Origin of the sequence: Hymenobacter sp. AT01-02, from assembly GCF_000961955.2 — a bacterium.
Taxonomy (GTDB): domain Bacteria; phylum Bacteroidota; class Bacteroidia; order Cytophagales; family Hymenobacteraceae; genus Hymenobacter; species Hymenobacter mucosus.
Genome location: NZ_JZIR02000004.1, coordinates 15,443 through 36,962 on the forward strand (window position 1 = coordinate 15,443; position 21,520 = coordinate 36,962).

At 49.1% G+C, this 21,520-nt stretch carries 14 protein-coding genes and 1 pseudogene; 9 read left to right on the forward strand and 6 right to left on the reverse strand.

From position 1 onward, the window contains the following. The first annotated feature begins 1 nt into the window (after window position 1). The 4 genes from VI25_RS01990 (at window position 2) to VI25_RS02005 (ending at window position 4,200) form a co-directional block, all read left to right on the forward strand. Complete coding sequence (locus VI25_RS01990; protein ID WP_045687858.1) at window positions 2-466, forward strand: hypothetical protein; 465 nt, start codon at window positions 2-4, stop codon at window positions 464-466. A gap of 470 nt (window positions 467-936) precedes the next feature. Beyond that, window positions 937-2,109 carry a 1-deoxy-D-xylulose-5-phosphate reductoisomerase gene (locus tag VI25_RS01995; protein ID WP_045687857.1) on the forward strand — a complete coding sequence of 391 codons (1,173 nt, stop codon included), beginning with the start codon at window positions 937-939 and terminating at the stop codon, window positions 2,107-2,109. A 132-nt stretch (window positions 2,110-2,241) separates the two neighbouring features. Next, complete coding sequence (rseP, locus tag VI25_RS02000) at window positions 2,242-3,585, forward strand: RIP metalloprotease RseP (protein WP_045687856.1); 1,344 nt, start codon at window positions 2,242-2,244, stop codon at window positions 3,583-3,585. A 96-nt stretch (window positions 3,586-3,681) separates the two neighbouring features. Further along, a complete protein-coding gene (locus tag VI25_RS02005) occupies window positions 3,682-4,200 on the forward strand; it encodes a DUF6702 family protein (protein WP_045687855.1) in 519 nt (172 codons plus the stop codon). Between the two features lie 242 nt (window positions 4,201-4,442). Here the strand turns inward: VI25_RS02005 and VI25_RS27550 are convergent, their stop codons facing one another. From VI25_RS27550 to VI25_RS26320, 4 genes are read right to left on the reverse strand one after another with little or no spacing between them, the layout of a single operon-like run. Then, window positions 4,443-4,577, reverse strand: a complete 135-nt coding sequence (locus VI25_RS27550; protein ID WP_262489904.1) for a hypothetical protein — start codon at window positions 4,575-4,577, stop codon at window positions 4,443-4,445. After that, the gene (locus tag VI25_RS02010; RefSeq protein WP_055562217.1) at window positions 4,538-5,788 is read right to left on the reverse strand and encodes an OmpA family protein; all 1,251 of its coding nucleotides are present in this window, start codon (window positions 5,786-5,788) and stop codon (window positions 4,538-4,540) included. Before VI25_RS02010 ends, VI25_RS27550 begins: the two co-directional genes overlap by 40 nt. Next, window positions 5,782-6,021 carry a hypothetical protein gene (locus VI25_RS26315; RefSeq protein ID WP_052695084.1) on the reverse strand — a complete coding sequence of 80 codons (240 nt, stop codon included), beginning with the start codon at window positions 6,019-6,021 and terminating at the stop codon, window positions 5,782-5,784. Before VI25_RS26315 ends, VI25_RS02010 begins: the two co-directional genes overlap by 7 nt. 11 nt (window positions 6,022-6,032) lie before the next feature. Continuing rightward, window positions 6,033-6,455, reverse strand: coding sequence for a hypothetical protein (locus tag VI25_RS26320; protein WP_055562218.1), 423 nt, complete (start codon window positions 6,453-6,455; stop codon window positions 6,033-6,035). 333 nt (window positions 6,456-6,788) lie between these two features. On the opposite strand from VI25_RS26320, the gene lon reads away from it, so the two are divergent. The 4 genes and pseudogenes from lon (at window position 6,789) to VI25_RS02040 (ending at window position 12,796) form a co-directional block, all read left to right on the forward strand. Beyond that, window positions 6,789-9,245, forward strand: coding sequence for an endopeptidase La (gene lon, locus VI25_RS02025; RefSeq protein WP_152981457.1), 2,457 nt, complete (start codon window positions 6,789-6,791; stop codon window positions 9,243-9,245). Between the two features lie 146 nt (window positions 9,246-9,391). Beyond that, on the forward strand, window positions 9,392-10,453 hold the full coding sequence (gene porQ, locus VI25_RS02030) for a type IX secretion system protein PorQ (protein ID WP_045687853.1): 1,062 nt from the start codon (window positions 9,392-9,394) through the stop codon (window positions 10,451-10,453). A gap of 112 nt (window positions 10,454-10,565) precedes the next feature. Then, window positions 10,566-11,977, forward strand: a pseudogene (gene hslU, locus VI25_RS02035) (ATP-dependent protease ATPase subunit HslU). A gap of 96 nt (window positions 11,978-12,073) precedes the next feature. Continuing rightward, window positions 12,074-12,796, forward strand: a complete 723-nt coding sequence (locus VI25_RS02040; RefSeq protein ID WP_045687852.1) for an SDR family NAD(P)-dependent oxidoreductase — start codon at window positions 12,074-12,076, stop codon at window positions 12,794-12,796. A gap of 53 nt (window positions 12,797-12,849) precedes the next feature. Here VI25_RS02040 and VI25_RS02045 read toward each other — a convergent pair whose 3' ends face one another. Further along, the gene (locus tag VI25_RS02045; protein ID WP_045687851.1) at window positions 12,850-14,217 is read right to left on the reverse strand and encodes a RagB/SusD family nutrient uptake outer membrane protein; all 1,368 of its coding nucleotides are present in this window, start codon (window positions 14,215-14,217) and stop codon (window positions 12,850-12,852) included. Window positions 14,218-14,235: 18 nt separating this feature from the next. Then, entirely contained in the window at window positions 14,236-17,418 is a 3,183-nt protein-coding gene (locus VI25_RS02050; RefSeq protein WP_082455361.1) for a SusC/RagA family TonB-linked outer membrane protein, read from the reverse strand. Between the two features lie 859 nt (window positions 17,419-18,277). Here VI25_RS02050 and VI25_RS02055 point away from each other — a divergent pair. Beyond that, entirely contained in the window at window positions 18,278-21,511 is a 3,234-nt protein-coding gene (locus VI25_RS02055; protein ID WP_055562219.1) for a SusC/RagA family TonB-linked outer membrane protein, read from the forward strand. The last annotated feature ends 9 nt before the right edge of the window (window positions 21,512-21,520 follow it).

Genomic DNA, 21,520 nt, shown 5'->3' on the forward strand with positions numbered 1-21,520 from the left:
TATGGCCGGCCCAGACCAGCTACTCAAATCCCGCCTCCATGCTGCTTGCCTAGCCTACGTGCAGGAACGCATAGAAGCATGCCAGGCAGCCATCAACGCCGCCCAAGAATCGGCCAACTCTGAAACCAAGAGCAGCGCCGGCGACAAATATGAAACCGGCCGCGCTATGGCGCAGAACGAGCGGGACCGGAACAAAGTACAGCTTCACCAGGCCCAGCAGCTACAAGGCGAGTTGCAGCGCATCCTGCCCGAACTGCCCTGCGACACGGTGCGGTCCGGCGCCTTGGTACACACCAGTATGGGCCAGTTCTACATCAGCATCAGTGCTGGCAAACTGATAGTAGAGGGGCGAGACTATTTCACCGTTTCGGCTGCCGCACCGGTAGCCGCGGCTCTGGCTGGCAAACGGGCTGGGGAGCAAGCCATGTTTAATGGGAAGTCAGTGCAGGTTCTGTCAGTTCAATAAAGTAGGGTATGCAAAGACAGGCTTGCGCTTAGTACTCATGTGCTTTGCTTCTATTGCTGGGGCTCAAACTCAACATTAGCTGAATGCAAAGCATGCAAAACCTATCAGGCTTCCGATTAGCGACTCAATCCTCTTTACAACGCGTGCTAAAGTTGTACGCTACAGATACCAATTTTCTGAAGCCCTTCAGAGCATCGCAAATAGCGTGGTTACAATATAGGGATGCGTAAGAAGAAGCACTGTTCCTAACTTAGCCTGACCAAACCAAGGGCTTCACCTGTGGCTCCATCTGCCCAACGGATAGCTGCCAGGTGCTAGTCAAGCTAACAGCAGTTCGTAATGAGGGGCTTCGTGGTTGGGTAAAGGGAATGGAAGAAGCAGATGTATGTAACGGCTCGGTCAGGAATAAGAAGTAAGGCAACTGATGAGGCTTCGTGTAACTTTGTCCTAGTCCCGCCTCTTCCTATTCTATGCCCGATTTCATTCCTAAGCGTCTTACCCTACTTGGTTCTACCGGTTCCATCGGTACTCAAGCTCTGGACGTAGTGCGTGCCCAACCCGGCAAGTTTACTATTACGGCCCTCTCGGCCCAGTCGAACGCCGACTTACTAATACAGCAGGCCCGCGAGTTTCGGCCCGCCGCCGTGGTTATTGGCGACGAAGCCAAGTATGCCGTTGTGAAAGCAGCTCTAGCCAGCCAGCCCGACACGGAAGTTCTAACTGGTGCCGCTGCCCTTGCCGACGTTGCGGGCCGCGACGATGTGGACGTGGTTCTGACGGCTATGGTAGGATACGCGGGTTTGCTGCCTACGGTGCGCGCCATTCGAGCCGGCAAAACCATTGCCCTCGCCAATAAGGAAACCCTAGTCGTGGCCGGTCAGCTCATCACAGAACTAGTGAAGGAGCACGGAGTAGGCCTATACCCCGTTGATTCCGAGCACTCGGCTATTTTTCAGTGCTTAGTGGGGGAGGAACAAAACCCTATTGAAAAGATCATTCTGACGGCATCTGGTGGACCTTTCCGCGGGCGTACGGCGGCTCAGCTAGCCCAAGTAACCAAGGCCCAGGCTCTCAAACATCCTAACTGGGACATGGGCGCCAAAATCACCATCGACTCGGCATCTCTCATGAACAAAGGCCTGGAGGTGATTGAGGCTAAGTGGCTGTTTGGGTTGCGCGATGACCAAATTGATGTAGTGGTGCATCCACAAAGCATCATTCACTCCTTAGTGCAGTTCGAAGACGGGTCCTTGAAAGCCCAACTTGGTCTGCCCGATATGAAGCTGCCCATTCAGTACGCCCTCGGTTACCCACAACGGCTGCCGTCGAGCTTCCCGCGCTTTTCCTTTCTCGACTACCCCCAGCTTACCTTCGAGCAGCCCGACACCTCCGCTTTCCGCAATCTAGCCTTGGCTTTTGGGGCCATGCGGCAGGCTGGCAACGCGCCCTGCGTGTTAAATGCAGCCAACGAAGTAGCCGTGGCTGCTTTTCTACGCGATGAAATTGGCTTCCTCGAAATGTCGGATGTAGTAGAAACCAGCCTCGCGCGGGTTTCGTACCTTGCCTCCCCAACCCTCGACGACTACGTGCAAACCGACTACGAAACCCGACGGGTGGCGCAGGAGCTGGTAGGCCGTGGCTGACACAGTGGCCGAAATGCCGCTGGCCGGGGCACTGTCGTTCCGTTCGGTGCGTTGTTTGTAGCGCTGGTAGTTGGGCATTGCGCTGTCTATCACCTGCTCCCCCTTACTTAATCACCTCATTACCCTATTTCGTTGGAAGGACTAAACATGGCCGGGCAGATGCTGCTGGGTCTTTCTCTTCTGGTGGGCCTGCACGAGTTCGGACACTTTGCAACTGCCAAATACTTTAAAATTCGGGTCGATAAGTTCTATATCTTCTTCGACTTCCTATTTCCATTGCCTGGGGTGATGAACTTCGCCCTATTCAAGAAAAAAATCGGTGAGACGGAGTATGGTCTGGGCTGGTTCCCGCTGGGTGGCTACGTAGCCATCCACGGCATGATCGACGAAACGCAGGATGCCGAAAGCCTAGCTGCTGAGCCTCAGCCAAACGAGTTTCGGGCAAAGCCAGCCTGGCAGCGCCTGATTGTGATGCTGGGCGGTATTATCATGAACGTCATCACGGGCATCGTCATCTTCACCTTCCTCACGTACACCCAAGGCGAAAGCTACCTGCCCGCGTCGGAAGTGCGCTACGGTATAGCTCCCAACAAGCTGGGTAAAGAGATTGGCTTCCAGCCCGGCGACAGAATCGTAAAAATCAACGGCCGTCCGTTTGAGGAGTTCAACGATGTGTATAGCCCCGATGTAATTCTGGGGAACAATGCCTACTACACCGTGGACCGCAATGGGCAACTCGTGGATGTACCCGTGCCTAACAACTTCATGGACCGCCTCACCGACCAAGGTGAGGAAGCGTTTGTGCTGGCTCGGTCGCCCTTCGTGGTCGAGTCGGTAGAAGCAGGCACTCCAGCTTCTAAAGGAGGCCTAAAAGCAGAAGATAAGATTCTCCAGGTTGGCTCGCAGAAAGTCGGGTTCTTCCATGAATTGCAACAGACGCTTCGCACCTACGCTGGTAAGAAAACCACGGTGCTAGTAGAGCGAGCGGGTCAGACGGTTCCTCTGCCTATGACGGTAACGCCGGAAGGCACGCTTGGCTTCCACCCACGTTTGCTGTTGCACGAATCGGTGCGGCACTATTCGTTGGCTAGCTCGGTGCCAGTAGGGGCCAAGAATGCTTTTGCCGTTATTACCGGTCAAATCAAAGGATTCGCTAAGATTTTCCGCGGAGAGGCTTCCTTCAGCAAGTCAGTAGGTGGCCCAGTTGAAATTGCAAAGCAGTACGGAGGTAAGTGGAACTGGATTCGGTTCTGGACGCTGACGGGTATGCTTTCCATGGTGCTGGCCTTCATGAATCTGCTGCCAATTCCTGCCCTTGATGGGGGCCACGTGTTGTTCCTACTCTACGAAATGGTAGCAGGCCGCAAGCCCTCAGATAGATTTTTGGAAAATGCGCAAAAGGTAGGCATGTTCCTGATTCTAAGTCTGATGGCCTACGTGTTAATTATTAAGCAAATCATCAACTTCTTCCAGTAGTTACTAATAGGTGCCTGGAACTGTTCTTGTGTAAAGCCGTGTCCCTGCAAAGTGGCACGGCTTTTCTACTACCCTAGCCCACCCGTACGAACCCCGATGAACCGACTACCGAATTTTTCCGGCCGCTGGCTTCTGCTGGCGGGGCTATTGTTGCTGTTGCGCCTTCCGGCAGTAGCGCATCCTTACCACGCCAGCATTATGGAGCTGCGGTACAATGCACAAAAGCTTCAACTTGAAATAGCCCTGAAGGTGTTTTCTGATGATTTCGAACAGGCTTTGTCCAAAGGCCAGCCTACCATCATCAGTTTCGATAAAACGCCCAAGGCACAACTACATGCGCTGGTTACACAGGTGCTGCGTCGCTCGGTGCAGTTCGGCACCAAGCCAGGGGAGGCGTTGCCTTTGACCTTGCTTGGCATTCAGCACGAAAATGATGCTCAGTGGCTGTACTTCAGCGTGAAGCTGCCAAAGCCTACGCAACGTCTTACCCTACGTCATTCCCTCTTGCTTGATACTTTCCCCGACCAGATGAACGTCGTCAACCTCGAGGCCGGTAAGAAGAAAGAAACCACCTTGTTCCGGGAAGGTGAAGAGGTGCGAGAGTTAGCATGGTAGTCACTACTACGCGTTGCGTAGATAGACGTGGGTAGCGAGGAACAGCAGCCAGGGCAGAAACAGCTCTGGACTAGCGGCAAATTTTGTCCAGAGCAGTTTCCTTCAGAAAAAAGAACTGGGTTACTACAATTGTTGACGGGGTAGGGTGAAAACAACGAAGCAACTGGAACGGTGCTTCTCGCAAGGTATAAAAGCTCCACCACTAGCAGCCTCCAGAACAGACGGTCCTTCTTGGGCGCTCATTACCAATTGCCACTGCCGTTTTCCTTCTGCTCGCCGCCTTCCGGTTTAATTAAGCGAAACTCTACGCGGCGGTTGGTACGGGCATCTTCAGTGGTTACCTCCTCTTTGAGCGGCTGGGTACTGCCGTAGCCCATACTCTCGATGCGGTTGGGTTTAAGCTTTCCCTTCTGCTCAATGTAGCGGCGGATAGCTCCGCACGGTCCTGCGAAAGGGTCATGTTAAAGTCTGGGTCGCCCTTGGAGTCAGTGTGGCCCGAAATGTTCAGGCGAAAGGTGGGGTGGTCAACGAGGAACACGGCAATGCGGTCCAGGATAGGTTGCATGGCCGGGCGGATGTTGGCCTTGTCTTGGTCGAACTCGATGTTCTGAAAAATGAGCGGCAGTTTGTAGTCAATCGAGTTGGTCATCAACTTCATCACGGTGTCGCCCTGCAACGCAAACTTTTTCTCTACGCTGAAAAAGTCCGGGCTTTGAATCAGCATGACATAGTGCGAGCCTTCAATCAGATCGAAATCAAAGGAGCCGTCGGGCCGCAGGTATTTGCTGGCAACCTCAATTCCATTGTCGGTGTCGATGATGCTGACCATGCCGTTGAGGGGCTTTTGGCTTACAGAATCTACTAGCAGCCCCTCTACGTGGGTGGTAGCTAGTGGCTGAGCTTCCATTGGCAACGGGAAAGAATAGAGGTCGAGGTTTTTCATCTCCTTCTCTTCTGAGCGGGCATAGTACAAGCTCTTGGAGTCGGCGTCAATGGTGAAGTAGTATTCCGATCCTTTCCCGTTTACCAGCGGCCCAATATTGATGGGTTCCTGCCAGCGCCCACGCACCCGGTACGTTTTATAGATGTCGAAGTCGCCGAAGTTGAGCAGCTGCCCCCGCGACGAGAAGTAGAGTACGTGGTAGAGTGGGTGATAGAACGGGCTCACTTCACTTTCCCGCGTATTCACCGTTGGGCCCAGGTTTTGGGCGCGGCTCCACTGTCCATTCTTCTGCCGTACTGTAAACCAGATATCCGATAAGCCAAATCCCCCCAATCGGTCTGAGGCGAAGTACAGCGTATCCTCACCGGGCGATAATGTGGGTTGGGAGTCCCAGGCAACAGAATTAACGTTGGCGCCCAAGCTCTTGGGCGTGGTCCACTGCCCATCTTTAAATGTGGTAGTATACAGGTCGCAGTTGCCATGGCAGGTAGGACATTCACACCGGGCGAAGAAGAGGGTTTTGCCGTCCTTGCTCACGCATGCCGAGCCTTCATTGTAGGTAGAGTTAATGGGTTTAGGTAGCGGTTCTGCTTCCGTCCACACGTCATTTTCCCGCCGGGCCATGTACAAATCCTCATCTACCACGCATGAATGCCGCGCATTTTGCGCTTCGAGGTAAAGATGAGCTGGTCGGCATCTGAACTCAAAGTGGGACCATAGTCTTCCACTTTTGAGTTGATAGCGTCACCCATGGTTGTGTAAACTCCTTTGGGCGGCTTGAACGACGCAATATTTTTGCGGTATTCTACCACATCATAGTATACCTTCAGCGGAACGTACAGTTCCGCTTGTTTCTGCTCCAGCGAATCGTAGTACAACTGTACCTTTTTCAGATCTTGCGCCGGTGCTTAAGGGCCAGCCGGTAGTAAGCCTTGGCGCGGTCCTCATTGCCCGTCTTCTCCCAGAGCTGTCCTAGGCGCCAAAGCAGGTTAGTGTCTTTGTAAAAGTTCTCAATACCGAATTGGCTCACGTACGCTTCTAGCAGGTTGCGGGCAGCCGGATAATTTCTGCGCTTTTCAGCCTTGGTAATGGCTTTTAAGGCCTTTTTATCGTGGAAGTAGGCTATACGGTTGATATTGGCAAACATAGGAGTGGCATCCACCCGAAAGCGAGCTTGCCGCACTACCTTGGCCGTAAGCTTGCGCTGAGCTGTGGGCATTCCACTTTTTTGCTGCGCTACTATAGTAGGTGAAAATGCCAGCGCTAGTAGGAACACTAGGCCGGAAATAAGCAAACGAGTAAAGCGAAGCATAACGAAATAAGGCACGGATGCGGTGGGGAGTACCGGCGCGTCGAGCATCAAAAATAGGAATTTTTTGATGCTATTACATGTCTGATTGTTACTGTCAGTCTCACTAGCTTTGGGCCTGCACGTGCCGCGTTGGCCGACTCGCTCGCGCAAATTACCAGCGTCCTTTAGTGGCACGGCACTTGCCCAATCCGTATCTTCGGAAGCCCTATCTCTATCAGAGGTCCTCGCTGGGGTTTTTGCCTGTCAATCTGGCACTCCGGTTTTTCTGCTTCCGCCCCTCTGCCCATGAGCCAATCCGATTCGCCTACCATTCCTTTCTCTCAAGTTCTGTTGATGTCCGAAGACCCCGCCGAAATGGTGTCCATTGTGGCTGCCGACCCCGACCAGCCACTCAGTCCTGAAGATGCACCTACGCAGCTGCCCCTGCTGCCCGTACGCAATACTGTGCTTTTTCCGGGGGTAGTATTGCCCGTTACCGTAACGCGCAAGAAGAGCATCCGGCTAGTACGAAAGGCGTACCGCGGCAATAAGATTGTGGGAGTAGTAGCGCAGAAAAACGGCCAGAGCGACGACCCTACTTTGCAGGACTTGTACCAGGTAGGCACTATGGCCAAGATCCTGAAGCTGCTAGTACTGCCCGATGGCAACACGACCATTATTATCCAAGGGCAGTCACGCTTCACGATTGAGGAGGAAACCCAGCATACACCCTACCTCACGGCTCGCGTGCGGTACACTCCCGAAATTTTCCCCAACAAGAAATCCAAGGAAGTGAAGGCCTTGGTGTCGTCGCTGAAGGAAGCTGCGGCCAAGATGCTCAAGCTGAACCCGGAAATTCCGCAGGAGGCGCAAATGGCCCTCGATAATATTGAGTCGCCCTCGTTTCTGACCCACTTTTTGTCTTCCAACATCAATGTGGAAGTAAGCATCAAGCAGGGCCTGCTGGAAACCAACGATGGGATGGAGCGCGGAACGCAGTTGCTGGAGCTGATGATGAAGGAGATTCAGCTGCTGGAAATCAAACGCGAAATTCAGACCAAAGTCCACACAGATATTGATCAGCAGCAGCGCGACTACTTCCTGCGTCAGCAGATCAAGGTGCTCCAAGACGAGCTCGGCTTTGACGGACCCGACCAGGAAGTAGAAAAGCTGCGCCAGCGCGCTAAAAGCAAGAAGTGGCCCGAAACCGTAGCCAAGCACTTCGAGAAAGAGGTAGACAAACTCACCCGCATTAATCCCCAGGCGGCCGAATATCCAGTAAGCGTGAACTACGTGGAATTTCTGCTGGATTTACCCTGGGGTGAGTATACCAAGGACAACTTCAACCTGAAGCGTACCAAGAAAATCCTCGACGATGACCACTACGGCATGGAGAAGGTAAAGGAGCGCATCATTGAATACTTGGCTGTGCTTAAGCTAAAGCAGGACATGAAGGCGCCTATTTTGTGCCTCTATGGCCCTCCTGGCGTGGGCAAGACTTCTCTCGGACGCTCCATTTCTAAAGCGCTGGGGCGCAAATACGTGCGTATGAGCCTAGGAGGCGTGCGCGACGAGGCCGAAATCCGGGGACACCGCAAAACGTACGTCGGGGCTATGCCGGGGCGTATTGTGTCTCAGATTAAGAAAGCAGGTGTTTCCAATCCCGTAATCGTCCTCGATGAAATAGACAAAATTGCCACGGACTTCCGCGGCGACCCTTCTTCCGCTTTACTTGAGGTACTGGACCCGGAGCAAAATTCCACCTTTACCGATAACTACTTAGAGGTAGAGTACGACCTCTCGAAAGTGCTGTTTATAGCTACTGCCAATTCACTGGAGACAATTCAGCCGGCACTGCGCGACCGAATGGAAATCATTGACTTGACGGGCTACACGCTGGAGGAGAAAACCCAGATTGCCAAGAAGCACCTGTGGCCCAAGCTTCTGCACGAGCATGGCCTCGGCCCTAAAGACTCAGGTATTACCAGCGGGGCCTTGCAGCGTGTTATTGATGACTACACACGTGAATCGGGCGTGCGGAGCTTAGAGCGCAAGCTGGGAGCCGTGGTGCGCAATGTGGCGAAGAGCAAAGCCATGAAGGAGCCCTTTCCTGCTACCCTAGAACCAAAAGATGTAACGCGTATTCTAGGTGCGGCCATCTTCGACCGCGACCAGTACCAGGATAACGAAACAGCGGGCGTCGTAACTGGCTTGGCCTGGACCTCCGTTGGGGGCGACATTCTATTTATTGAAAGTCTACTCAGTCGGGGCCGAGGTAAGCTCACGCTGTCGGGGCAGTTAGGCGACGTAATGAAGGAATCAGCTATTACGGCCTTGAGCTATCTGCGCAGCCGGGCCGAAGAGTTGGGTATCGACTACCGCCTCTTTGATCAGTACGACTTGCATATTCACTTCCCCGAGGGTGCGGTGCCCAAAGACGGCCCTAGTGCCGGTATTGCCATTTTTACCAGCATTGCCTCTGTCTTCACGCAACGCAAGATTCGTAGCCACTTGGCTATGACAGGCGAGATTACTCTACGGGGCAAGGTATTGCCAGTGGGAGGTATTAAGGAAAAAATACTGGCTGCTAAGCGGGCCGGAGTAAAGCATATCATCCTGTGCCAAAAGAACCGGAAGGACATCGACGAAATATCGGCCGACTACCTTAAGGACCTCACTATTCACTACGCCGACCGCGTTGATGATGTGCTAGAAGTAGCACTACTTAACGAAAAAGTAGCCCATCCCATCAAGCTGATTGTGCGCGATGAGGTGTCGCCTCTACCAGTTGCCAGCGTGGAAGTGCAGTAAACAGCTCAGCTTCTGGCTTCAGCCCCAAAAGGACCGTCATGCTTCAATACTAGGTAGCAAGGCGGTCTTTTTTTGCGCTCGGTACTGTATATAAAACCCAAACTGCTGACGTCCTATGCCCGCTGGTTTCACCTTATCTTAGACCGATGATTAGACTGTTACGCCCTCAAGTTGCTGTTCTTATACTGGGTAGTATCGTTGGGGCGGGTGCAGTACCCGCAGTAGCCCAAATTGGGGGGCAGCAAGCCTTTTCCTATCTAAATCTGCCCGTAAGCGCCAAGTTAGCCGGTTTGGGAGGGGTCAATGTATCTTCCCGCGACGCCGATGGGACCATGATGTATGGTAACCCAGCCCTGCTTAACGCCGACATGGATGGCAGGCTGGCTCTGGGCTATGTGGACTACTTAGCCGATATCAAGCAAAGCACTGCCGCGTACGTGTTCAATACAGAACGCTACGGGCGTTTTGGGGTGGGCCTAACGTATTTGAATTACGGTAAGTTTGAGCAGGTAGATATTGCTGGCAATAGCCTCGGCGAATTCTCCGTGAACGAATATGCCCTGAGCGTCTCAGACTCGTATACTAGCGGAAGTTTCACCATCGGCGGCACGCTCAAGATTGGCGTGTCAGGCATTAGTGGCAACCACTCAATTGCTACGCTGGCCGATGTTGGAGGCCTCTTCAAGCATCCAGAGAAAGACTTTACGGTAGGGTTGGTAGTACGTAATGCGGGCTACCAACTCAAGCCCTATGAAGGGGCCGGACGGGAACCAATGCCATTGGACGTGCAAATTGGCACCTCATTCAAGCCCGAACATTTGCCCTTGCGATTTTCGTTTTCAGCCCATCATCTGCAGCAACTTGATATTGTTTACCTCGACCCAAATCAGCGGGGGCAACTAGATGAGTTCGGGAATGAAGTGAAATCCAAGAAAACCTTGGGCGATAAAATTGCCCGGCACTTCGTGGTAGGAGGGGAGTTTTTGTTGAGCAAAAATCTCCATGTACGGATGGGCTACAATCATTTGCAGCGGCGTGAGTTACGCTTAGACAACACGGCTGGGGGCGCGGGCTTCTCCTTTGGTGTTATGCTGCGGATCAGCCAGTTCCAGCTGGATTATACCCACGCCGGGTATCACGCTTCAGGTTCGGCCAACTATTTTACCGTGGCCCGAAACCTACAGTCGCTATTCAAGAAAGACAAGTAGAGCTAGTATTGGACTAGCGTGATATTCCTATTTTCGCGCAAGTAGCGCAAACTTTTATTCTCTGGTTCAGATATACCGTATTATCTGTTTCCCTCTTTCCTATTGCTCCCCTATGCTAGATTCCGCTGAGTTTCTGACTCCGGCCCAAATTGTGGCCGAACTTGATAAGTACATTATTGGCCAGCACGAAGCCAAGCGCCATGTTGCCATTGCGCTACGTAACCGCTGGCGTCGGTTGCACGCCCCCATTGAGATGCAGCGGGAAATTGTTCCCAACAATATTCTCATGATTGGCTCCACGGGCGTGGGCAAAACTGAAATTGCTCGTCGGCTGGCTAGTATTTCCGGTGCTCCTTTCACTAAGGTAGAAGCCTCCAAATTTACGGAAGTCGGGTACGTAGGTCGCGATGTAGAAAGTATGGTACGCGACCTAGTCGAGCAATCAGTGAATATGGTCCGCCAGCGCCGAAAAGAAGAAGTGAAAGCCCAGGCCGCCCAGGCTGTTGAGGATGTAATTCTGGATGCTCTTATTCCTCCGTAACGGGTGGGGTAGGGGCTGTCAAACCAAATGTAGGGTTTGGCACGGGTGATAGTAACTACCTGCCTGACGCCGACCATGAGCTAAACGAACGGACCCGGGAGCGTTTTCGGGAGAAAATCCGCAATGGCGAGATGGATGAGCGTAAAATCGACATCCGAGTACAGCAAAATAATTCTCCCGGTATCGGGGTCATTGGTGGCCCCGCTGGCATCGACGAAGCTTCAATGGCAGGCTTGCAGGACATGCTCGGGTCTATGATACCGAAGAAGACTCGCAAACGTAGGGTAACAATTGCCGAAGCCCGTAAGATTTTGCTGGACGAGGAAGCCGCTAAGCTCATCGACATGGATGAGGTAAAGGACGAAGCCATTCGTCATGCTGAAAATGCCGGCATCATCTTCATTGATGAGATTGACAAGGTTGCTAGCCGTAGCGGAAAAGGCGGTGGTGGACCCGACGTGAGCCGGGAAGGTGTGCAGCGCGATCTGCTTCCTGTGGTAGAAGGTTCAGCGGTGAGTACTAAGTATGGCATCATCCACACCGACCACATCCTGTTTATTGCTGCTGGCGCTTTCCATGTAGCCAAGCCCTCGGATCTAATCCCGGAATTACAAGGACGGTTCCCAATCCGCGTAGAGCTACAAAGCCTCACCAAAGACGATTTTTATCGGATTCTCAAGGATCCAAAAAATGCTCTAACCAAACAATATGAAGCCTTGCTGCAAGCGGAAAACGTGTCGCTGAGCTTTGATGACTCGGCTCTGGAACGTATAGCGGAAATAGCCTTCGAGGTAAACTCCGAAGTAGAAAACATCGGGGCCCGTCGGCTGCATACGGTAATGAGTCGGCTACTAAACGAGATTTTATTCGATGTCCCCGATCAAATCGGACCCAATGCGCAAGTGCTGATAACCCGCGAATTGGTAGAAGAGCGCCTGCGCGACATGGTCCGTAATCGAGACTTGAGTCAATATATCCTGTGATGCGAGCTTACGCGTCATAAAATAAAAACGGGCAGCCTAAGCTGCCCGTTTTTATTTTATGACGTATTGGATATCACCTCACCCCATCATCAATACATGCACTACTACATCATCACGGGCGCTAGCCGAGGGCTAGGGAAAGCACTAGCAGAAAACGTACTTCAGCAAGAAAACACAGCCGTACTTGGGGTATCACGTCATGCTACTATTGAGCATCCACGTTATACGCACCAGCCTCTCGACCTATCCGATATGCTGGCCGTGCAGAACAACCTGCACAAAGTATTCCCTAAATGGCCAGATGCAGAAAGTATAACCCTGATTAATAACGCAGGTGTGCTTGGTGATATAGCCTACTTAGGAGAACACCAAAACGAACACTTCGAATTTGTGTTTGACGTAAACGTAGTGGCTCCTGCCATGCTTATGAATACCTTCTTGAGTGCTTACTCTGGAGGAAGTAGCACCCGTACTATTCTTAACATAAGTAGTGGCGCAGCTCAACGTGCTGTTGATGGTTGGGGGGCTTACTGTGCTTCCAAAGCAGCTTTGGATATGCTTAGTCAAGTAGCTCAAAAAGAACAGGACCTGCGTGCCAACGGTATCCGTATTCGCAGCTTAGCTCCGGGAGTAATTGATACAGTAATGCAGGAACATATCCGCGAGGCAGACAAACAAAGCTTCAGTGAGGCTGAAAGATTTTCTGGGCTTCATTCTAATGGTCAACTAGTAGAACCTAAAGTAGTAGCCGGTACTATTATAAAGTGGCTACAAGGAGATCTAGGTTCTGAGGTAGTTGTGCGTGTCAGCATGTTATAAATACAAAAAAGCCCTTGCCAATTAGCAAGGGCTTTTTCATACATTATAAACAGTTAGTAGCCGGTATTCTGCTTCATATTCGGATTGTTCTGAATTTCTCGTAGTGGAATCGGAAACAGTAAACGGGTTGGATCAGCTATGCCAAGTACTGTTTGAGCTTGATTAGTACGAACTAGGTCAAACCAGCGGTGCCCTTCTAATGCTAACTCTATTCGTCTTTCCTGTGCAATTGCAGCTAGCAAACCTGCTTGGTTAAGACCAGTAGCCGCAATAATGGGCAGGCCAGCACGCGTACGTACACGGTTCAGCAAAGCAAGAGAGCCAGTAATATCTTGTAATTGAGCTTTTGCTTCGGCACCTATCAACAGAATCTCAGCAAACCGGAACATCTTATAGTTATCAGTACCAGTACCAGGGTCTTTGTACTTGATACCTGTACCCGCAACTACAGCACGATTGCTTATAATGGTAGTACCGTCCGATATTGTTGCATTACGACGGGTATCACCTGTCTCGTAAGAAGTAGTCAGAGTGCTGCCTGGACCAATTGGATTTACTTCATTTCTTCCACCATTGGCAGTAGGTAAATTGAAGAAAGCGAATTGGCTTTGAGTATTAGCATCGAATTGCACTTCCAAAATTGACTCAGTGCTATTCTCAGATGTGAAATTTGTTGCGTAGCTAGGCGTAAGCTGAAAGCGGTTGCTTGAAATAATTAGGTCGGCAGCAGTTTCTGCTTCCTTCCATTTGCCAGCATACAATTGTACACGAGCAATTAAGGCCTGTGCAGCTGATTTAGTAGCGCGTCCTGTCCCAGTGTCAGGCAAGTTGGGCAGTGCTTGAGTAAGATCTGCTATAACTTGTGCGTAAACCTGCTCCTTAGTGCTGCGCGATACAAAAAGTGAGTTATCAGGTGTGGAAGTAGGTGTCAACGAAAGCGCAGCGTCGCCCCAGAAGCGGGTTACATCAAAGTGGCAATATGCTCTGATGAACAACGCTTCTGCTATAATAGAATTTTTTTCCGCATCCGATAAGCCAGTTACATTCGGAACGTTAGCGATAACGTTGTTAGCGCGATTAATAGCCCGGTAAATAGCATAATAAACGTTCGTTAGTGTTACGTTATCTGAAATTATATTTCGGGTTTTTACTTGTGCTAGTTGTGGAAACGTGCCTGTATGAGCGAGGTTATCGGCAGCTAAATCAGCCAATAACGGGTAATAAAGGCCCAGGTAATCAGCACTAGTTAATGCCCCATACACACCTACAATAGCACCTCGTGCACCTGCAGCATCAGTAAACACATCATTACGGTCAACTGAAACTTGTGGAGTAGGATCTAAAAAGTCAGAGCAGCTGCTAGCACTGAAAGCTAGAAGGCCTAAAGTTGCAATGGTGGAAAGTTTAGAACGGAATTTCATATGACGAATTCTCAAAAGTTAAATACCTAGGTTCACTCCAACCTGCACAGTACGTGATTGGGGGAAAGTCAAGAAATCTGTGCCTAAAGCCGTATTGCTACCGCTGAACGTGTTGATTTCTGGATCAAGACCGGAGTAGTTGGTGAAAGTGAGTAGGTTCTGCCCCGAAACATACACCCGAGCAGTTTGTAGGTGCAGTATGCGTGTAGCGCCCGCTGGAATATTATATCCTAACGTAAGCGTCTTCAAGCGAGCATACGAACCATCTTCAAGAAAACGATCAGAGGTACGGCGGTTGTTATTCGGATCCGTCCACGCTGCACGTGGGAAGGTAGTGCTCGGGTTAGCTGCTGTCCAACGGTCTCGTACTGAGGCCAACTGACCGAATTGTGCATTCATCCCTTCTGCAAAGGCTCGCGTGTTATTATATATCTCGTTTCCGTATTGAAACTGGAAGAAAAAGGCCAAGTCAAATCCTTTGAAGGTCAATTGGTTATTGAATCCACCAAAGAACTTTGGCTGAGCCGTGCCTATGATTTTTTGATCATCACCTGTTATTAGACCATCTCCATTGAGGTCTTTGAAGCGAATATCGCCCGGTGCTGAACCTGATTGATACACAGCCGTAGCCCGTCCTGTTTTGGCTCGAGCAGCTTCTGTATCTGCCGTAATCTCAGCTTGGGTCTGGTAAATACGATCTACTACGTATCCGTAAAAAGAACCTAGTGAGTGACCTTCCCGGACTTGGTTGGCAAAACCTGACAGAAATGGTGCATCATTTACAAGTTCAGTTACTTTATTACGGATCAACGAGATGTTAAAATTCGAAGTCCAAGTGAAATTGTCAGTGCTAACGTTTTGAGTGGTAAGTTCAAACTCAAGTCCTTTGTTTTCTAGTGCCCCTACGTTCTGCGTTACGGAGAGAAAACCAGAAGTCAACGGCAGAGGGCGGTTAAGCAACAATTCATTCGATTTGCGATGAAAAGCATTGGCAGAGAACAAAATGCGGTTATTTATGAAACCCAAGTCAACACCTACGTTGATTTCATGCTGTTTCTCCCAACTTAGATCATTAACACCAATCTGGGTCGGTACTAATCCGGAGACTTGGTTGTAGTTTGCTAAGTTGCCAGCCCCTACGCCATATAAGTTGCGAGAAGCGAAGTTGCCTATTTCAAAGTTACCTGTCTGGCCATAGCCCGCTCTTAGCTTAAGCTCACTTACGATGTCCTTCTGGAAAAAATCCTCCTCTGATACACGCCAGCTACCAGAAACGGCTGGGAAATAACCCCATTTGTTGTCAACACCAAATCGAGATGAGCCATCTCGGCGGACTGAAGCCGCTAGAATGTACCGTCCCTTGTAGTCATAATTCGCTCGAGCAAAATATGAGAGTAGTGTCCAAAGAGTACCGTCAGAAGAAGCTTCTGTTCGAACAGAACCTGCAGCTAAGCGTGTAATCTTATTAGTGGCAAAGCCACTTACTGTGGTAGTAATACCTTCCTGAGTTGACTTCTGTGCGCTTTGGCCTAACAATAATGTTAGGTTGTGGTCGCCAAAAGATTTATTGTAAGTAAGCGTATTTTCTGTCAGCCAGCTTACATCGTAACGGCTATTAGAGTTCCCTAAGCCGTTACTACCCGCACCTTGCAAAAGAGTGCTTGGTACAAAACGATCTTCTTTTAAATTTAGGTAATCCGCACCTAATGAAGTTCGAAAACGCAGGTCCTTGAGAATATCTAGTTCAGCAAAGACGTTACCAATCATGCGGTTATTGCGTGCTTCTTGTATCGAAAGGCTTGCAGCAGCTAATGGGTTTTCAACCGACGAATATGGGTCGCGGGCGAAAGTCCCATCCGCATTGTATATAGGGGTTTGGGATCCTAAGAGGATAGCTGTACTAAGTACTCCGTAAATATTATTGTCATTCTGGATTCGGTTATTTAGAGAACGAGATCCAGTAACATTTAAACCTATGCGCGCCCGATCCGATATCTTATTATCGATATTCAAGCGGACACTACCACGCTTAAAGTCGGATCCTTTGATAGTTCCTTCTTGATCGAAGTAAGTTCCTGAAATCAAGAAGCGTGTGCGAGCATCGCCTCCTGAAGCGGTAAGAGTGTAGTTTCCGATGCGGGCAGTACGAAATATTTCATCCTGCCAATTGGTACTAGCGCCAGTAAATAGTGATTGGGTTGAAGTAGGATTTGCGGTTACATACCTAGGAGCAAGGCCTACGTTTGTTCGCGCTTCATTTATTAAATCTTGTGCTTCTTGCCCATTCAATACGTCAAGCTTGTTTACGGTTTGCTGTGCTCCTTGATATACATCAAGTGTAATCTTGGTCTTCCCCGTTTGTCCCCGTTTAGTAGTTACAAGTACTACTCCGTTGGCAGCCCGCGAGCCGTAAATAGCGGCAGCAGCAGCGTCTTTCAATATTTGAATTGATGCAATATCGTTGGGGTTAATATCTGATAAAGCATTTAGTTGCTGGTTGCCAACACCAATATTAGAATAGCTACCACTGTTAATTGGAACGCCATCAATCACATACAATGGGTCGCTGCTCGCCGAAATCGAGTTGTTCCCGCGAATACGTACAGCAATGCCACCACCAGGTGTACCGGAGTTAGCTGTGACTTGTACACCGGCTGCTCGACCTTGCAACACTTGATCAATGCCAGCCACGGGTTGATCAGCGAATTGTTTGGCATCAATAGATGCAACTGCTCCTGTTATAAGTGCTTTTGATTGCTCTCCATAACCAGTTACCACCACTTCGCTAAGTTGCTTAGTGTCTGTGCTCATTCCAACGTTGACCTGATTGCTCGAGCCAATTGGTTGTTCAATGGAGATATAGCCAACGGAAGTGAAAACAAGTGTTCCTCCATCAGTGGGGGTGGTTAAAGTGAAAGAACCATCACTATTAGTAGATACTCCATTAGATGTACCTTTTAATAACACGGTTACTCCTGGTAGTCCATCCCCTGTGCTACGATCAGTTACACGACCTGATACCTGCCGAGTCTGAGCCATCAACTGTGTTGCACTTATCACAGTTAATGGTATGAACGAAAGTAAAATTCTGCGCATGTGAAAATGCATTAGGTGAAATTTGTAATGATGATCAGAACAAAGAAGTCGAATACTTCTTTCAATACTAAGTACCAAAATATGGATTGTTGTCAAATAAATCATCAAAAAAAATGGAGTTTATAATCATTGTGTTTTCTAGTATAAATATATTTATATGAAGTATTGATATATCGTTTTGTGTAATTCCGGTGGTAGCACAGCTATGAAACAGCATAATGTTAAACAAATGAGAATCTTAGCCTGAATACATGTGTTTGCTGCTTCGTTCAATACTACCAGTTGGGATAAGAGCGTTTTGTGTAAAAATTCACTTACACAATCTTGGATCTTATGAACTTAATTATATGATTCTAATAGATTTATATAGTTATACAGTTGTATATTATTCATAGTATAACGTGAGAATACTATCCTAATACCCTTTAAATCCAGGAAGAATATCTTAATAGATACATAGGCTTCGCGATGTAAAGACTTTTAGGCCACGCATTAGTATATAGAGGTCTTGATTCTTGTGATCTTTAGTTGACAATGCTGATGTACAAGGTGTATTATGTAGTAATCAATAATATACGTCAGTAATTATTATATTTCAATAATAACTGTTATAAATTAACATTATTACATTAAAAGTGGCCTATTTATATTAAATCGTATATTTTATAATGGATTATAGTGATGCACGCTTAGGCGTAACGCGATGATTGACAATTGATTAGTTTAAGCCGAAAGGGGCTGCTTACGGGCTTGATGCTGTAGCTAATGACACGTGCTTGGTTTTGATACTGTTTCAAGCACTGTTAGGTAGATAATTCTAATGACTAGAATTTTTTTCTAAATTGCGGTTCCAGGACCTTTGAGCAATGTACTAATTGATTGTGTACAGAGTATCTGTTGGTTGAGCACACTTTTTTGAATAATTTCGAACTTCTATTAACAAACTTCACTCACTCACACTCAAATGCGGAAAATTTTATTGAGTGCGCTTCTGACCGCGCCCGTGCTGTTGCAGCAGGCGGCCGCGCAGAATCGCCAGATTTCGGGTAGAGTAACAGATCGTACGACGGGTCAAGGTTTGCCCGGCGTTACGGTTCTAGCTAAGGGTACCAGCAACGGTGTGTCAACTAACTCGGATGGCACTTACACGTTGTCAGTACCTTCTTCTGTTACTACCCTCACATTTACTTCTATTGGTTTTATATCGATAGAACGGCCAATCGGTGATGCCACTTCAATAGATATTGGGTTGGCTCCTGATACCAAGCAATTGGGTGAAGTAGTAGTAACGGCTCAAAACGTCGAAAGAACTCGTAACTCATTGCCTTACTCTGCAACGCAAGTTGAAGGCGAGAACATTACAAAAGCACGTAACCCTAACTTCATCAACGGCCTTTCTGGTAAAGTTGCTGGTGTTCAGATCCGTCAGAGCAACTCATTGGGTGGTTCTACCAACGTGTTGATTCGTGGTACTAAGTCACTGTTTGGTAACAACCAGCCGCTGTTTGTGGTAGATGGTGTGCCGATCAGCAATGCTAACACGAACTCTACTGATCAGCAAACAGGCCGGGGTGGCTACGACTACGGTAACGCAGCCGCGGATATCAACCCAGACGATATTGCATCAACCACTGTCCTGAAAGGCGCCGCTGCCACTGCACTATATGGTGAACGTGCCGCCAACGGGGTTATTCTGATTACTACCAAAAAGGGCCGCAAAGGTCTAGGGGTAACAGTTAACCTCGGCGCTACCGCTGGGCGTATTGATAAGAAGACCTTTATCAAGTACCAGAAGGAATATGGAGCAGGGTATGGCCGTTATTATATTGATAACAGCAACAACCCTGCCGATAACCCATATTTTCTTGACCGGGATATCAATGGTGATGGTGTTAATGACTTAGTTACACCGCTGTCGGAAGATGCTTCTTATGGTGCGGCGTTCGACCCCAATCTCAACGTCTATCAGTGGGGTTCATTTGATCCTACCTCGCCTACGTACAATCAAGCTACTCCTTGGGTAGCAGGTAAGAATGGCCCTGAAGAATTCTTCAAAACAGCATTGACGTTAAACAATAGCGTTTCTATTGATGGCGGCAATGAAAATGGATACTTCAAGTTAGGCTATAATAACATCCGGGATAAAGGTGTTCTGGAGAACAGCGAAGTAAACAAGAATATTGTCAATTTTGCTGGTTCGCTCAACCTAACGCCCAAGCTAACTACGACTGCTTCTATTAACTACACTCGTGTAGATGGTAAAGGTCGTTACGGCACCGGATATGGAGATGGCAACGTGATGACGAACTTCCGTCAGTGGTGGCAAACCAATGTTGACATAAAGGAGCAAAAAGAAGCGTTTGAACGGACGGGACAGAATAGGACCTGGAATTACTCTAGCCCTTCTGATCTATCTCCTATTTATTGGAATAACCCCTATTGGGTTCGATACAAGAACTACGAAACCGATAGCCGTAACCGTTTCTTTGGTAACGTAACTGCTACCTACAAAGTAGCAGACTGGTTCAACATCTTGGGCCGAGTTACTGCTGACTCATACGATGAAATCCAGGAGGAGCGTAACGCTATTGGTAGTGTTGGTCTTTCTAGCTATAACCGTTACAACCGTACTTCACGCGAGTATAACTACGATCTGATTGGTAACTTCTCTAAGAACGTTACTGAGTCGTTCAGCTTGCGCGGTTTGATTGGTGCTAACTTGCGTCGTCAGTATGTTAGCAGCATCTACGCCGCTACTAACGGCGGTCTGGTAGTACCCGATTTGTACTCTTTGACCAACTCGGTAAGTGACCCTCTACCTCCTACCGAGAACGAGACCCAGATCGGTGTTGACGGTATTTTTGCCAGTGCTACACTTGGCTTTAAGGAGATGCTGTTTCTTGACTTGACAGCCCGCCGTGACAAGTCAACTACACTGCCAGCTAAGAATAATACATTTGTTTATCCTTCTGTGGCAGGTGGTTTCGTGTTTTCTGAACTGCTGAAGGACGTTTCGTGGCTGTCTTACGGTAAGGTGCGTGCGAACTATGCAGAAGTAGGTCAAGGTGCTACTGCGCTGTCAGTATTCGATGTGTATACCAAGGTGTCAACCTTCAATGGTAACGCTCTATACTCGGTGTCTGGTACCAAAAATAATCCTGACTTGAAGCCCGAGCGCACGAAAAGCGCAGAAGCTGGTTTGGAAATGAACTTCCTGCGTAGCCGCCTGGGTTTTGACCTGACTGTGTATCAACAGAATACGCAGGACCAGATCATTCCAGTTACGCTTTCCACTGCTACTGGATATAACTCCCGTTATGTAAACTCAGGTGAGGTTCGTAACCGTGGTGTAGAAGTTTCGGCCTTTGTGTCGCCCATAAAAAATGCGGACTTCTCATGGACATTGAACGCTAACTGGACTCGAAACCGCAACGAAGTAATCTCACTGTACGAGGGCGTGCCTAACATTGTATTGGCTAGCTACCAAGGCGGTGTAAGCTCCAATGCAACAGTCGGTGAAGCTTTCGGCTCTATCCGCGGATCAAATTATGTTTACCAGAACGGCCAAAAAGTAGTAGGAGCCAACGGATATTACGCTCAGTCTGCTACCTCCAATGAAGTGATTGGTAATCCTAACCCAGATTGGACGGGTGGTGTATCAAATACCTTGGCTTACAAAGGCTTGTCCCTGTATTTCTTGGTTGATGTACGCCAGGGCGGTGATGTCTTCTCATTGGACCGTTACTACGGTCAAGCTACTGGTCTAACTCCGGAAACGGCTGGACTAAATGACTTGGGTAATCCTTCACGTAACACAATCGCAAACGGTGGTGGTGTGATCCTGCCAGGTGTTTTGGCAGATGGCACACCGAACACGCGTCGGGTAAGCAACACGAACTACGGCTTGTACGGTTACCTACGTAATCCTGCTGCTGGTTTCGTATACGACGCTAGCTTCGTGAAGCTTCGTGAGGTTACACTAACCTATTCCATTCCTACTTCTATTGTGTCTAAAATAGGTGCTTTCAAAGGTGTTGACCTTTCGCTGGTAGGACGCAATCTGTGGATTATCTCCAAGAATCTGCCGGATGCCGACCCAGAAGATGCACTGAGCTCAGGTAACTTGGGCCAAGGGTACTCTTCAGGATCTTTCCCTGCCATCCGTTCGTTTGGTGGTAACATCCGCTTAAGCTTCTAATTCACTGTA

Bases quoted from the DNA above. Each gene is read 5' to 3' on its own strand.
- VI25_RS01990 (WP_045687858.1), top strand. From the start codon at position 2: ATGGCCGGCCCAGACCAGCTACTCAAATCCCGCCTCCATGCTGCTTGC.
- VI25_RS01995 (WP_045687857.1), top strand. From the start codon at position 937: ATGCCCGATTTCATTCCTAAGCGTCTTACCCTACTTGGTTCTACCGGT.
- VI25_RS02005 (WP_045687855.1), top strand. From the start codon at position 3,682: ATGAACCGACTACCGAATTTTTCCGGCCGCTGGCTTCTGCTGGCGGGG.
- VI25_RS27550 (WP_262489904.1), bottom strand. From the start codon at position 4,577: ATGGGCTACGGCAGTACCCAGCCGCTCAAAGAGGAGGTAACCACTGAA.
- VI25_RS26320 (WP_055562218.1), bottom strand. From the start codon at position 6,455: ATGCTTCGCTTTACTCGTTTGCTTATTTCCGGCCTAGTGTTCCTACTA.
- lon (WP_152981457.1), top strand. From the start codon at position 6,789: ATGTCCGAAGACCCCGCCGAAATGGTGTCCATTGTGGCTGCCGACCCC.
- porQ (WP_045687853.1), top strand. From the start codon at position 9,392: ATGATTAGACTGTTACGCCCTCAAGTTGCTGTTCTTATACTGGGTAGT.
- VI25_RS02040 (WP_045687852.1), top strand. From the start codon at position 12,074: ATGCACTACTACATCATCACGGGCGCTAGCCGAGGGCTAGGGAAAGCA.
- VI25_RS02045 (WP_045687851.1), bottom strand. From the start codon at position 14,217: ATGAAATTCCGTTCTAAACTTTCCACCATTGCAACTTTAGGCCTTCTA.
- VI25_RS02050 (WP_082455361.1), bottom strand. From the start codon at position 17,418: ATGATTTATTTGACAACAATCCATATTTTGGTACTTAGTATTGAAAGA.
- VI25_RS02055 (WP_055562219.1), top strand. From the start codon at position 18,278: ATGCGGAAAATTTTATTGAGTGCGCTTCTGACCGCGCCCGTGCTGTTG.